Source organism: Streptomyces macrosporus, from assembly GCF_039533145.1.
GTDB lineage: Bacteria > Actinomycetota > Actinomycetes > Streptomycetales > Streptomycetaceae > Streptomyces > Streptomyces macrosporus.
Map to the genome: position 1 here is coordinate 91,752 of NZ_BAAASZ010000026.1, position 13,964 is coordinate 105,715.

The window sequence follows — 13,964 nt, forward strand, 5'->3', positions numbered from 1 at the left end:
ACCGATCGTGCTCCGCGGTGTCGCCGGATTCCGACCCGGGATCCGGCGACACCGCCCAGGTCCGTGATCCACGTCCGTCGCAGCCCCGATCCGCTTCCGCCGCACCGGTCGTGCCGCGCGGAGCGTCCGGCGATACATCACGTAAAAGGCGATCCGACCGTGTATGTCCTGTGACTCGGGACACTCTAATTAGGCGTAACGCTTCGCGCGGCAGCGCGATGACTCAAGAGGTGGCAGCCGCCGGGGAAATGCGACGCCGTGTCCGGTGTCGGACTTTCCCCGTCGCTTCCACCCGAGCCGCCGGTCATCCCCGCCGGGGCTTGCAGGTTCCGGATCCTTCGTGGGCGGGGCCGAAGCCGTTTCCATCGTTCCGAGAGGTTGTTCGTGTCGGCCAGCACATCCCGTACGCTCCCTGCGGAGATCGCCGAATCCGCGTCTGTGATGGCGCTCATTGAGCGGGGAAAGGCCGAGGGGCAGATCGCCGGCGACGATGTGCGTCGGGCCTTCGAGGCTGACCAGATTCCACCCACCCAGTGGAAGAGCGTCCTGCGGAGCCTCAACCAGATCCTCGACGAGGAGGGTGTGACGCTCATGGTGAGTGCCGCGGAGGCCCCCAAGCGCACCCGGAAGAGCGTCGCAGCGAAGACCCCCGCCAAGCGCACCGCCACCAAGACGGTCGCCGCAAGGAAGACCACTGTCAGGAAGACCGCCGCCACCAGCGCGGAGAGCCCGGTCGAGGGCGCGGAGGAGGCCGCGGAGGAGACTCCGGCCAAGCCCGCCAGGAAGACGGCGGCGAAGAAGACGACGGCCAAGAAGACCGCCACCGCCAAGAAGGCGGTGGCGAAGAAGACGGCCGCGAAGAAGACCACCGCCAAGAAGTCCGATGTCGACGACCTGCTCGACGAAGAGGAGCTCATCGACGAGCCCGCGCTCAAGGGCGGCAAGGTCGCCGACGACCCCACGGCCGAGGCCAAGGGCGAGAATGAGGGATTCGTCCTGTCCGACGAGGACGAGGACGACGCCCCCGCCCAGCAGGTCGCCGCCGCGGGCGCCACCGCCGACCCGGTCAAGGACTACCTCAAGCAGATCGGCAAGGTCCCCCTGCTCAACGCCGAGCAGGAGGTCGAGCTGGCCAAGCGCATCGAGGCCGGTCTCTTCGCCGAGGACAAGCTCGCCAACAGCGACAAGCTCGCCCCCAAGCTCAAGCGTGAGCTGGAGATCATCGCCGAGGACGGTCGCCGGGCCAAGAACCACCTCCTGGAGGCCAACCTCCGCCTGGTGGTCTCCCTGGCCAAGCGCTACACCGGTCGCGGCATGCTCTTCCTGGACCTGATCCAGGAAGGCAACCTGGGCCTGATCCGTGCCGTCGAGAAGTTCGACTACACCAAGGGCTACAAGTTCTCCACCTACGCGACCTGGTGGATCCGCCAGGCCATCACCCGCGCCATGGCCGACCAGGCCCGCACCATCCGCATCCCGGTGCACATGGTCGAGGTGATCAACAAGCTCGCGCGCGTCCAGCGCCAGATGCTCCAGGACCTGGGCCGCGAGCCCACCCCGGAGGAGCTGGCCAAGGAGCTCGACATGACCCCCGAGAAGGTCGTCGAGGTCCAGAAGTACGGCCGCGAGCCGATCTCCCTGCACACCCCGCTGGGCGAGGACGGCGACAGCGAGTTCGGCGACCTCATCGAGGACTCCGAGGCCGTCGTGCCCGCCGACGCGGTGAGCTTCACGCTCCTGCAGGAGCAGCTCCACTCCGTTCTCGACACGCTCAGCGAGCGCGAGGCGGGCGTGGTCTCGATGCGCTTCGGACTCACCGACGGCCAGCCCAAGACGCTGGACGAGATCGGCAAGGTCTACGGCGTGACCCGTGAGCGGATCCGCCAGATCGAGTCCAAGACGATGTCGAAGCTGCGCCACCCGTCCCGTTCCCAGGTGCTGCGCGACTACCTGGACTGATCCGGCGGTCCGGCGGACGGGACGCGAGGAGGCGTCCGAGCGTTCCGTCCCCGGCGCCCTCCTTGTGCCGAAGGCCGGTACCCCGCGGGGTACCGGCCTTCGGCACAAGGAGGGAAGCGACTCCTCCGGATGCGGATGTCGCCCGCATGGCCCACGCTGGACAGGACGGGACGATCGTACGCTCGGGGAGGCGCCGTGGACGTGTTCCCGAGACGGGCCGCCCGGACGGGACACACCGGGATTCGTCACGGTGTGCCGCCCGCGTCGCGGGCGCGTGCGGGAACGGGCGCGGATCCGTGGACCCGCGCGGAGAACGGGCCCCGGAGGACGGGGCGGCGGCGATGGCCGCTCGGCACCCGCGTCCCGGTGGCGTACGGGCCCGCCCGCACGGGGACGTGGGGATCTCGATACGAGGATGTGGATGTGGATACGGGGGGACGCGGAAGGACGTGCGTCGGGAACGAGGAAACCGCTCGGGGCGGAGGACCGCGTGAGTCGGAAGGGCGGGAGCCGGGTGCTCCCGGAGGCCCCTCTCGGGAGCCTGGCGGCTACGGGTACGGGCGGTCACTCCCGACGAGAGTGACCGCCCGTCGCGTCCGGCCTGGGGCCGGTCCGAGCTCGTCGGATGGGGACGCGGTGGCCGCCGGGCCGGCGGGCCGACGGTTCTGCCGTCAGCGCTCGCCGTCGCCCGTGCCCGCGGACGTGGCGTTGAGCCGCTCCGTCTCGTCCTGTATCTCCGCGGCGATCTTCTTGAGCTCCGGCTGGAACTTGCGGCCGTGGTGGGCGCAGAACAGCAGCTCTCCACCGCTGATGAGCACAACGCGCAGGTATGCCTGGGCGCCGCAGCGATCGCAGCGGTCAGCGGCCGTCAGCGGGCTCGCGGGGGTCAGAACAGTAGTCACGTCGCCTCTTCTCTAGCTCGACGAGCTGTCGTACCAGGGTCAACATCCAACCAGGCCGAAAACGTTCCCGCTCGTGGCTTTTCCTCGAAAATCTCTGTGTGAGGTGGCTGACATGTTGCCGAGCCGGCGGCGAATGAGCCGTTTACAGAGATGTGTTGATCTTTGTCGTCTTCATGTTGTCTGTTCGGTTGTCTCTCCTCCGGTGCCGGTCTCCCGGTCTTGTTCCTGAGGACGTGCCCGGAGCCTAGATGGTTCATGCCCCGAAGGGAACGTGATGTACACGTCACCCGGACGAGTTATCGAACACGTTGTCGACACTGGGTTACCATGGGCCTTCTCCTGGGTGGCGTCACATCGGCTCTCCTGGGCCTCGGTACCCTCTGACCCGCAAGACAGCCATCCCCAGCGAAATTCAGCGAGGAGCGAACCGCGTGACCGCCGAGACTCCCCTGGCCTCCGGCAGGGGGACCACCATGCCGTCCACCGCCCTGTTGACGGGGGCGGACCGCGACGGCTCCAGCTACACCGCGCGGCACCTGCTCGTCCTCGAAGGGCTGGAGGCGGTGCGCAAGCGGCCCGGCATGTACATCGGGTCCACCGACAGCCGCGGCCTCATGCACTGCCTCTGGGAGATCATCGACAACTCCGTCGACGAGGCCCTCGGAGGCCACTGCGACCACATCGAGGTGATCCTCCACGAGGACGGCTCGGTCGAGGTGCGGGACAACGGCCGCGGCATCCCCGTCGACGTCGAGCCCAAGACGGGGCTGTCGGGCGTCGAGGTCGTGATGACCAAGCTGCACGCCGGCGGAAAGTTCGGAGGCGGCTCGTACGCCGCCTCCGGCGGTCTGCACGGTGTCGGCGCGTCCGTCGTCAACGCCCTGTCCGCCCGCCTCGACGTCGAGGTCGACCGAGGCGGCCGCACCCACTTCATGAGCTTCCGGCGCGGTGTTCCCGGGATCTTCACCGAGCCCGGCCCGGACGCCCCCTTCGACCCGGCGAGCGGTCTGCGCAAGGGCAAGAAGATCCCCAAGGACCGGACCGGCACCCGGGTCCGGTACTGGGCCGACCGGCAGATCTTCCTCAAGGACGCCAGGTTCTCCCTGGAGAACCTGCACGCCCGCGCCCGCCAGACGGCCTTCCTGGTGCCCGGCCTGACCATCGTCGTCCGCGACGAGCGCGGGATCGACGGCGCCCCGCCCGCCGAGGAGGTCTTCCACTACGAGGGCGGCATCAGCGAGTTCTGCGAGTACCTCGCCCAGGACAGGCCGATCTGCGACGTGCTCCGCCTCACCGGGCAGGGCACCTTCAAGGAGACCGTCCCGGTCCTGGACGAGCGCGGCCACATGATCCCCACCGAGGTCACCCGCGACCTGGGCGTCGACATCGCGCTGCGGTGGGGGACGGGGTACGAGAGCACGGTCAAGTCCTTCGTCAACATCATCGCCACGCCCAAGGGCGGCACCCACGTCGCCGGCTTCGAGCGGGCGCTCACCCGGACGGTCAACGAGGTGTTGCGCTCCACCAAGCTGCTGCGCGTCGCCGAGGACGACGTCGTCAAGGACGACGCCCTGGAGGGCCTGACGGCGGTCGTGACCGTACGGCTGGCCGAGCCCCAGTTCGAGGGCCAGACCAAGGAGGTGCTGGGCACCTCCGCGGCCTCCAGGATCGTCGCCCAGGTCGTCTCCAAGGAGCTGAAGGCGTTCCTGACCTCCACCAAGCGCGACGCCAAGCAGCAGGCCCGCGCGGTGCTGGAGAAGATCGTCGCCGCGGCCCGCACCCGTATCGCCGCCCGTCAGCACAAGGAGGCCCAGCGCCGCAAGACCGCGCTGGAGTCCTCCTCGCTCCCGGCCAAGCTCGCCGACTGCCGCAGTGACGACGTGGAGCGCAGCGAGCTGTTCATCGTCGAGGGCGACTCGGCGCTGGGCACCGCCAAGCTGGCCCGGAACTCCGAGTTCCAGGCGCTGCTGCCGATCCGGGGCAAGATCCTCAACGTCCAGAAGTCGTCCGTCTCCGACATGCTGAAGAACGCCGAGTGCGGCGCGATCATCCAGGTCATAGGAGCGGGCTCGGGCCGGACCTTCGACATCGACCAGGCGCGCTACGGCAAGGTGATCTTCCTCGCCGACGCCGACGTCGACGGGGCGCACATCCGCTGTCTGCTGCTGACGCTCTTCCAGCGCTACATGCGGCCGATGGTCGAGCAGGGCCGCGTCTTCTCGGCGGTGCCGCCGCTGCACCGGATCGAGCTGGTCAACCCCAAGCGGGGCCAGAGCAAGTACATCTACACCTACTCCGACAACGAGCTGCGCCAGACCCTGCTGGAGCTGGAGAGCCGCGGCATCCGCTACAAGGACTCCGTCCAGCGCTACAAGGGTCTGGGCGAGATGGACGCCGACCAGCTCGCGGAGACGACGATGGACCCGCGCCACCGCACCCTGCGGCGCATCAACATCAGCGACCTGGAGGCCGCCGAGAAGACCTTCGACCTGCTGATGGGCAACGAGGTCGCGCCGCGCAAGGAGTTCATCACCACCTCGGCGGCGACGATGGACCGCTCCCGGATCGACATCTGACCGATCCCGGCCGGAACTCGGCCGCCCTCCACCGCCCCGCCCCGGGCCACCCGGGGCGGGGCGGTGTCCCTCGCCTCTCCCGGACCCCTCTGAAACCTCCCCTGAACGGGTGAAGAGTCCGGTTTGAGCCGGTCGGGGTCCCGCGGTTCTGTCCATCCTGGGACATGCGGATCGACGACCCCTGGCACGACGTCCTCGCCTCCGGCTGGGGCGGGCGACACGACGAGCCCGCCACGCCCGTTCCGGAGCGGTCCGGCATCGGGACGGACGCCCACACCGCCGCCCGCCTCGCCGTCCACCGGAGTGCCGCCTTCCAGGAGATGCGCCGACGTCACCGCCGCTTCGTGCTGCCCGCCGCCGCGGCGTTCCTCGCCTGGTACCTGGCGTACGCGATCACCGCCACCACCGCCCCCGGCCTGCTGGGGCGCCCGCTGGGCGACGGACCGTTCACGGTGGGGATGCTCGCCGGGCTCACGCAGTTCGCCCTGGTCTTCCTGTGGGTCTGGGCGTACGCCCGACACGCGCGGCTGCACCGGGACAGGACGGCGCTCGAACTGCGCTGGCACGTCCAGGACCTGGCGCGCGGACCGGGCGGGGAGCAGGGGGGAGCGGACCGGTGACCGGCGGCCGGCAGGCCCTGGCGCTGCTGCCGTTCCGCGCCGCCGTCGCCGCCGTGGTGAGCACGCGCCGGGCGGGCCGTGGCCGGCGCGCCTCGCCGGAGGAGTTCCACACGGGCGGACGGCTGTCCTCGCCGGTGGAGAACGGTTTCGTCCTGGCCGGCGACCACCTCCCCGTCGCCGCCCTCCTCGGAGTCGCCGGACTGATCGCCCTCCACGGCCACGGCGCGCCGGCCCACTCCGTCGGCTTCCTCGCGGCCTGGCCGGTCGTCCTCCTCGTCGCCGAGTCCGTCCGCAACTGCGGCCGGTTCACCCTCGCCGACGTGGTCGCCGCCCGGCTGCGCGAGCGCTCGCTGCGGATCGCCGTCGGGATCTCGTCCGTCACCGTCTCGGTCCTCCACCTCGCCGCGCAGACGGTCGCCGCGTGCGGGCTGGTCGCCCTCCTGCCGGGCGGCACCGGAGTCCGCGCCTGCGTCGTCGGGGTCGGCGCGCTCGCGGCCGTCCTCGTCGCCCGCGGCGGGATGCGCGCGACCACCCGGGCCCAGGCCGTCGCGGCCGTCCTGCTCCTGGCGGGCTTCGGCACGCTCACGGTCCTGGTGCTGCTGCGCCACGGCGGCGATCCGGGCGCCCTGGTGACCGCCGCGGCCGAACGCGGCGGTCACGGTTCCGCGATCCCCGTCCCGGGGCCCGCGGGCGGCCTCGAACCGATCGCGCGGACGGACCTCCTCGCCCTCGGGGTGGCGCTCGTCCTGGGCGCCGCCGGGCTGCCGCACCTGCTGGCCCGGTTCGTCACCGTGCCCACCGCGCGCGCCGCGCGGCGTTCCGTGGTGTGGGCGACCGGGCTGAGCGGAGCGCTCCACCTGGCGGCGGTCGTGCTCGGTCTGGGCGCCGCGGCCCTGGTCGGCCCGGACGCCGTGCGCGCCCTCGGGGACTCCGGGAACGCCGCCGTCCCGCTGCTCGCCCTCGATCTCGGCGGCGGCGCCGGTTCGACCGGGGGAGCGGTGCTGTGCGCGGTGGTCGTCGCGCTCGCCTTCGCCGCCGTCCTGGCGACGGTCGCGGGCGTCACCCTCGTCTGCTCGACCGCCGTCGCCCACGACCTGGCCCACGACCCGTACGCCTCGTTCCCCCGTAGGCGCCGCCGCGGCCGGCGGCCCCGGAGCGCCCGGAACGAGGTCGCGGTCGCGCGGGCGGCCGTGCCGGTCGTCGGGGCGTTCGCCGTCGCCCTGGGGCTCCTCGCGCGGGAGACGAACCCCGTGTTCCTCGTCGGGCTCGCCTTCGCGGTCGCCGCCTCCGCCCACCTCCCCGTCCTGCTGTACGCCCTCTTCTGGCGCCGCTTCACCGCCCGTGGCGCCCTCTGGGCGGTCTACGGCGGCCTCGTCGCGGCGGTGGTCCCAACGGTCCTCTCCCCGCTCGTCTCCGGCGGTCCGCAGGCCCTGCTGCCCCAGTGGGACTTCGCCGTCCTCCCCCTGCGCAACCCCGGCCCGGTCTCCGTCCCGCTCGGCTTCCTCGCGGGCTGGCTGGGCACCCTCCTGTCCCCGAAACCCCCGGACGGGGTTCGGTACGCGGAGACGGAGGTCCGGGCGCTGACGGGGGCGGGAGCGGCGTGACGCCCGCCCGCGGGCGGGCCGGGGGAGGGCCGCGCCGGGCTCACCGCGAGGCGATCCCCGCGACCGTCATCCGGGGCTGGGGGGCGGGATCGGCGCCGCAACTGGCGGGCAGGGGCGGCACGGAGACGTCCTCGACGACCGTGACGCGCCAGGAGCGGCCGTCGCGACGGGTCACCGTGACGGTCCACTCCGGAGCGGCGCCCTCGGTACCGGAGACCGTCAGGGCGTCGGCTCCCGTCTCGCCCGTCAGCTCGCGGACCGCCAGGTCGGCCGCCTGCCCCGGACGCTCCCAGGCCGAGCGGCCGCGGCAGCCCGCGGTGACGACGCGGCCGCGTCGCACGCCGTCCAGGACGTCCTTGACGGCGTGGCCCCCCAGCCTGCCGTACGTGTAGCCGTGGGGCAGGGTCAGCAGCGTGGGGGCGAAGCGGTGGCCGCCGAGGTGGGTGATCTCCCACACCTCGCCGGCGTCGGAGGCGACGAGTTCGGCGGCCAGCGGACGCCCGAACAGGGCGCAGCAGCGGTCGCGCCTGCCGTTGGTGCACACCAGCGCGAGGGGGTCGCCGTCGTACGGCTCCCACAGCCCGCCGTGGTCCCCCGCGCCGAGGGCCGCCATGTCCAGGTCGCGCAGCACCTCCGGATCGGGGAGCATCCCGGTGCGCACCCAGGAGCGGCCCGGGAGGGTGTGGGCGAGGTAGACGCGGCGACGGGAGGGGCCGTGGTGGTCCGCGTGGCGGCCGGGGCGGCGGATCAGCGCGACCCGCACGCCGGTGCCGGCGGCGGCCCGTTCCAGCGCGCGGCCCAGCTCCGGATCGAGGTGGCTGTGGGTGAGGGCCTTGGCTCCCCACGGACCGGGCTGCTCGACGAGCAACCAGGTCCGGGCCGTCGCGGCGGTGGCCGCGAGGGGTTCGGACAGGGTCCGGGAGGCGGCCGAACAGGTACTCACACAGGTGAGCCTAACCTCTGCCGTCCTCCGGGGCCTCCCGGCACACCCGGTCGGGTGCCGGGCCGTCGACTACGATCGTCAGCCGTCCCGCAGGACTGCCACCCACACGACGGAGGCGCGAGCTTGGCCACGAAGCGGATCCCGGTCGTCCTTCTGGCGGGGTTCCTGGGGTCGGGGAAGACCACCCTGCTCAACCACCTCCTCTCCCACGGCGGCGGCACCCGGATCGGTGTGATCGTCAACGACTTCGGCAGCATCGAGATCGACGCCATGACGGTGGCCGGGCAGGTCGACTCGATGGTCTCCCTGGGCAACGGCTGCCTGTGCTGCGCCGTCGACACCAGCGACCTGGACGAGATGCTGACCCGGCTCACCCGCCCCGCGGCGCGCATCGACGTCATCGTCGTGGAGGCCAGCGGGCTGGCCGAACCGGAGACGCTGGTCCGGATGATCCTCGCCGGCACCGACGAACGCGCCGTCTACGGCGGGCTGGTGGAGGTCGTCGACGCCGCGGAGTTCGAGGCCACCCGGTCCAGGCACCCGGAGATCGAACGGCACGTCGCCCTGGCCGACCTGGTGGTGCTCAACAAGGCCGACCGCGTCGGGGAGGGCGAGGTGGAGGCCCTGACGGAGGAGCTGCGGCGGCTGGGCGGGGGAACGCCCGTCGTCCCCGCGGTCCACGGGCGCGTGGACCCGGAGCTGTTCTTCGACCGGCGTCCCCGGGAGGAGGACACGCGGGCCGTACGGCAGCTCTCCTTCGAGGACGTGTGGGCCGAGCTCCGGGAGCGCGAGCACGACACCCATGCGCACGCCGCCTACGAGAGCGTGGAGTTCGCCACCGACGAACCCGTCGACCCGCGCCGGCTCATGGAGTTCCTCGACGGCAGGCCCGACGGCCTGTACCGGATCAAGGGCTTCGTGCACTTCGGGGTGCCCGGTCACCGGGAGAAGTTCACGGTGCACGCGGTGGGCCGCTTCCTGCGCTTCACTCCCGGGCCGTGGGGGCGCGACGAGCCGCGCGCGACGCGGCTCGTGCTGATCGGCTCGGGCATCGACGCCGCGGCCGTCCGCAAGGAGCTGGAGGGCTGTGTGGCGACCGGCTCCCCCGAGGCGGCCGGTCCCGACAGCATGTGGGGCGTCCTGCGCTACACGCGCCCCTGAGACAGTCCCCGAGACTGCACCTGAGACCGCGCCGGAGACACCGCGAGGCCCCGACCGCGCACCGCGGCCGGGGCCTCGCGAGAACCGACGGTCCGGACCGTCACACCGGTCCGGCGACCGCCGCGACCTGCTTGGCCAACGGGGTGCCCGAGCCGTCGCGGCGCGGGTCCATCTCGGGCAGCTCCACCGGCGAGCCCTTGGCGTCCGCCGCGCGGGCGGGAGCGGCACCGGCCCAGGCGAACACGAGGCAGTCCTCGCCCTTGAGGAAGCGCTGGCAGCGCACCCCGCCCGTCGCCCGGCCCTTGCGCGGGTACTGGTCGAACGGCGTCAACTTGACCGTGCCCAGGGAGTCGACCAGCGCGCCGCGCGAGCCCGCGACGGTGAAGACCGCCGCGTCGGAGGACGGGTCGACGGCGGTGAAGGAGATCACCTTCGCGCCCTGGCCCAGCTTGATGCCCGCCACGCCGCCCGCCGGGCGGCCCTGCGGCCTCACCTGACCGGCCGGGAAGCGCAGCAGCTGTGCCTCGTCGGTGATGAAGACCAGGTCCTCCTCGCCCGTGCGCAGCTCCACCGCGCCGACGATCCGGTCGCCCTCCTTGAGGGTGATGACCTCCAGCTCGTCCTTGTTGGCGGGGTAGTCCGGCACCACCCGCTTGACCACGCCCTGCTCGGTGCCCAGCGCCAGGCCCGGGGAGGACTCGTCCAGGGTGGTGAGGCAGACCAGCTCCTCGCCCTCCCGCAGGGAGAGGAACTCGGTGAACCGCGCGCCGCCCGCCAGGTTCGGCGGGGAGTTCTCCGGAAGCTGCGGCAGGTCGACGACGGACAGCCGCAGCAGGCGTCCGGCGGAGGTCACCGCGCCCACCTCGCCCCGGGCCGTGGCGGGGACGGCCGAGACGATCACGTCGTGCTTGCGGCGCTTGGCCGAGGAGTCGACGACGGAGTCGCCGTTGGCGGTGCGGGCCAGCAGGCCGGTGGAGGAGAGCAGCACCCGGCACGGGTCGTCCGCGACCTGGAGCGGAACGGCCGCCGCCGGGACGTCCGCCGACTCCAGGAGCTGGGTGCGGCGCGGGGTGGCGTACTTCTTGGCGACCGCGCCCAGCTCCGAGGAGACCAGCTTCCGCAGGGCGGCGTCGGACTCCAGGATGGTGGTCAGCTCCTCGATCTCGGCGTTCAGCCGGTCGCGTTCGGCCTCCAGCTCCAGCCGGTCGAACTTCGTCAGCCGGCGCAGCGGCGTGTCGAGGATGTACTGCGTCTGGACCTCGGACAGGTCGAACCGCTCGATCAGCCTCTCCTTGGCCTGCGCGGCGTTCTCGCTGGCCCGGATGATCCTGATGACCTCGTCGATGTCGACCAGCGCCACCAGCAGGCCCTCGACCAGGTGCAGCCGGTCCCGCCGCTTGCCGCGCCGGAACTCGCTGCGCCGCCGCACCACGGAGAAGCGGTGGTCGACGTAGACCTCCAGCAGCTCCTTCAGGCCCAGCGTCAGCGGCTGGCCGTCGACCAGGGCCACGTTGTTGATGCCGAAGGACTCCTCCATCGGCGTGAGCTTGTAGAGCTGCTCCAGCACGGCCTCGGGGTTGAAGCCGTTCTTGATCTCGATGACCAGGCGCAGCCCGTGCTGGCGGTCGGTGAGGTCCTTGACGTCGGCGATGCCCTGGACCTTCTTGCCGTTGACCAGGTCCTTGATCTTGGAGATGACCTTCTCCGGGCCGACGTTGAAGGGCAGTTCGGTGACGACCAGCCCCTTGCGCCGCGCGGTCACGTTCTCCACGGACACCGTGGCGCGGATCTTGAAGGTGCCGCGGCCCTTGGCGTACGCGTCCCTGATCCCGTCCAGCCCGACGATCCGGCCGCCGGTGGGCAGGTCCGGGCCGGGCACGAAACGCATCAGCGTCTCCAGGTCCGCGCCGGGGTGCTTGATCAGGTGCCGGGCGGCGGCGATCACCTCGCCCAGGTTGTGCGGGGGCATGTTGGTGGCCATGCCGACCGCGATGCCCGAGGCGCCGTTGACCAGCAGGTTCGGGTAGGCCGACGGGAGGACGGCGGGCTCCTGCTCGCTGCCGTCGTAGTTGGGGGCGAAGTCGACGGTGTCCTCGTCGATCGACTCCACCATCAGCCCGGCCGCCGGGGTGGAACGGCACTCGGTGTACCGCATGGCCGCGGGCGGGTCGTCGTTGCCCAGCGAGCCGAAGTTGCCGTGCCCGTCCACCAGCGGCAGCCGCATCGAGAACGGCTGCGCCATGCGCACCAGCGCGTCGTAGATGGCGGTGTCGCCGTGGGGGTGGAGCTTGCCCATCACCTCGCCGACGACGCGCGCGCACTTGACGAACGGACGCTCGGGCCGCAGCCCCATCTCGTGCATCTGGTACAGGATCCGCCGGTGCACCGGCTTGAGGCCGTCGCGCGCGTCGGGCAGGGCACGCGAGTAGATGACGGAGTAGGCGTACTCCAGGAAGGAGCCCTGCATCTCGTCGACGACGTCGATGTCGAGGATGCGCTCCTCGAACTCTTCCCCGGGGGGCGGGGTCTTCGTGCTGCGGCGGGCCATCGCGGCTGCGACTCCTTCTTGCGTACTGCTTCTCGCTGGTGCGGGCTGTGCCGGCTCCCGCCGGGTGGGACGGGGCGCGGACGCTGACCATTGTGGACCTCGGCACCGACAGCCGGATCCCCGCCCCGAACCGTACGGGAACTTCGCGCTTTGTCGGGCCGCTTGCATACAGTGACCACACACGCGTTGTGAGAACGCGGTCCGCGATCGCGATCGAAGGGACTCCCTGCCCATGGGTCACACGGCCACGCCTCCGCCCACCGCCGGCGGCCTGACAGCGACCGAGCACCGCCTGCCCAACGGCCTGCGCGTGGTGCTCTCCGAGGACCATCTGACGCCGGTCGCCGCGGTGTGCCTCTGGTACGACGTCGGCTCCCGCCACGAGGTCGAGGGCCGTACCGGTCTGGCGCACCTCTTCGAGCACCTGATGTTCCAGGGGTCGGCCCAGGTCAAGGGGAACGGCCACTTCGAACTCGTGCAGGGCGCGGGCGGCTCGCTCAACGGAACCACCAGCTTCGAGCGCACCAACTACTTCGAGACCATGCCCGCCCACCAGTTGGAGCTGGCGCTGTGGCTGGAGGCCGACCGCATGGGCTCGCTGCTGGCCGCCCTGGACGAGGAGTCCATGGAGAACCAGCGCGACGTGGTGAAGAACGAGCGCCGCCAGCGGTACGACAACGTGCCCTACGGCACGGCCTTCGAGAAGCTGACGGCGATGGTCTACCCCGAGGGCCACCCGTACCACCACACCCCGATCGGCTCCATGGCCGACCTGGACGCGGCCTCGCTGGAGGACGCGCGGGACTTCTTCCGCACCTACTACGCGCCGAACAACGCCGTCCTGGCGGTCGTCGGCGACATCGACCCGGAGCAGACGCTCGCCTGGATCGAGAAGTACTTCGGGTCCATCCCCTCCCACGACGCCAAGCGGCCGCCGCGCGACGGCACGCTGCCGGACGTCATCGGCGAGGAGATCAAGCAGATCGTGCGCGAGGAGGTGCCCTCCAGGGCGCTGATGGCCGCCTACCGGCTGCCGCACGACGGCACCCGCGAGGCGGACGCCGCCGACCTGGCGCTGACCGTGCTCGGCGGCGGGGAGTCCTCCCGCCTGCACAACCGCCTGGTCCGCCGCGACCGCACCGCCGTCACCGCGGGCTTCGGCATGCTGCGGCTGGCGGGCGCGCCCTCGATGGGGTGGCTGGACGTCAAGGCCTCCGGCGACGCCGAGATCGCCGACATCGAGCGGGCCGTCGACGAGGAGCTGGCCCGCTTCGCCTCCGAGGGCCCGACGCCCGAGGAGATGGAGCGCGCCCAGGCCCTGCTGGAGCGCGAGTGGCTGGACCGGCTGGCCACGGTCGGCGGCCGGGCCGACGAGCTGTGCCGGTACGCCGTGCTGTTCGGCGACCCCCAGCTCGCCCTGACCGCGGTGGAGCGCGTGCTGCGGGTCACCGCCGACGAGGTCCGCGAGGTGGCCGCCGCCCGGCTGCGCCCCGACAACCGCGCGGTGCTGATCTACGAGCCCACCGAGGCGACCGCCCCCGACACCGCGGCCGAGGTCGCCGACGGTGCCACCGTCTCCGACACCGCCGCCACCGACGACCAGGAGGCCGCTCAGTGAGCGACGCGACTGCACAGTCCCCCGACCAGCCCT

The 13,964-nt window shown here is 71.9% G+C and carries 9 protein-coding genes; 6 read left to right on the forward strand and 3 right to left on the reverse strand.

Features of this window, described 5'->3' with window-relative positions; translation table 11 throughout:
* The first annotated feature begins 384 nt into the window (after positions 1 to 384).
* Positions 385 to 1,959, forward strand: a complete 1,575-nt coding sequence (locus ABD335_RS17450; protein WP_344323914.1) for an RNA polymerase sigma factor — start codon at positions 385 to 387, stop codon at positions 1,957 to 1,959.
* Between the two features lie 671 nt (positions 1,960 to 2,630).
* On the opposite strand, the gene ABD335_RS17455 is transcribed toward ABD335_RS17450, so the two are convergent.
* Positions 2,631 to 2,861: a DUF7455 domain-containing protein gene (locus ABD335_RS17455; protein ID WP_344323916.1), complete on the reverse strand. Its 231-nt coding sequence runs from the start codon at positions 2,859 to 2,861 to the stop codon at positions 2,631 to 2,633.
* 473 nt (positions 2,862 to 3,334) lie between these two features.
* Here ABD335_RS17455 and ABD335_RS17460 point away from each other — a divergent pair, with 473 nt between their 5' ends.
* The 3 genes from ABD335_RS17460 (at position 3,335) to ABD335_RS17470 (ending at position 7,661) form a co-directional block, all read left to right on the forward strand.
* Positions 3,335 to 5,437, forward strand: coding sequence for a DNA gyrase/topoisomerase IV subunit B (locus tag ABD335_RS17460; protein ID WP_344324709.1), 2,103 nt, complete (start codon positions 3,335 to 3,337; stop codon positions 5,435 to 5,437).
* A gap of 164 nt (positions 5,438 to 5,601) precedes the next feature.
* Entirely contained in the window at positions 5,602 to 6,057 is a 456-nt protein-coding gene (locus tag ABD335_RS17465; protein ID WP_344323918.1) for a DUF485 domain-containing protein, read from the forward strand.
* A complete protein-coding gene (locus ABD335_RS17470; RefSeq protein WP_344323920.1) occupies positions 6,054 to 7,661 on the forward strand; it encodes a solute symporter family protein in 1,608 nt (535 codons plus the stop codon). Before ABD335_RS17465 ends, ABD335_RS17470 begins: the two co-directional genes overlap by 4 nt.
* Positions 7,662 to 7,701: 40 nt before the next feature.
* On the opposite strand, the gene ABD335_RS17475 is transcribed toward ABD335_RS17470, so the two are convergent.
* Positions 7,702 to 8,604: a ferredoxin family protein gene (locus tag ABD335_RS17475; RefSeq protein WP_344323922.1), complete on the reverse strand. Its 903-nt coding sequence runs from the start codon at positions 8,602 to 8,604 to the stop codon at positions 7,702 to 7,704.
* A 123-nt stretch (positions 8,605 to 8,727) separates the two neighbouring features.
* On the opposite strand from ABD335_RS17475, the gene ABD335_RS17480 reads away from it, so the two are divergent.
* Positions 8,728 to 9,765, forward strand: a complete 1,038-nt coding sequence (locus tag ABD335_RS17480; RefSeq protein ID WP_344323924.1) for a CobW family GTP-binding protein — start codon at positions 8,728 to 8,730, stop codon at positions 9,763 to 9,765.
* A gap of 100 nt (positions 9,766 to 9,865) precedes the next feature.
* Here the strand turns inward: ABD335_RS17480 and ABD335_RS17485 are convergent, their stop codons facing one another.
* Complete coding sequence (locus ABD335_RS17485; protein WP_344323926.1) at positions 9,866 to 12,313, reverse strand: DNA gyrase/topoisomerase IV subunit A; 2,448 nt, start codon at positions 12,311 to 12,313, stop codon at positions 9,866 to 9,868.
* A 232-nt stretch (positions 12,314 to 12,545) separates the two neighbouring features.
* On the opposite strand from ABD335_RS17485, the gene ABD335_RS17490 reads away from it, so the two are divergent.
* Positions 12,546 to 13,931 carry a M16 family metallopeptidase gene (locus ABD335_RS17490; protein WP_344323928.1) on the forward strand — a complete coding sequence of 462 codons (1,386 nt, stop codon included), beginning with the start codon at positions 12,546 to 12,548 and terminating at the stop codon, positions 13,929 to 13,931.
* The last annotated feature ends 33 nt before the right edge of the window (positions 13,932 to 13,964 follow it).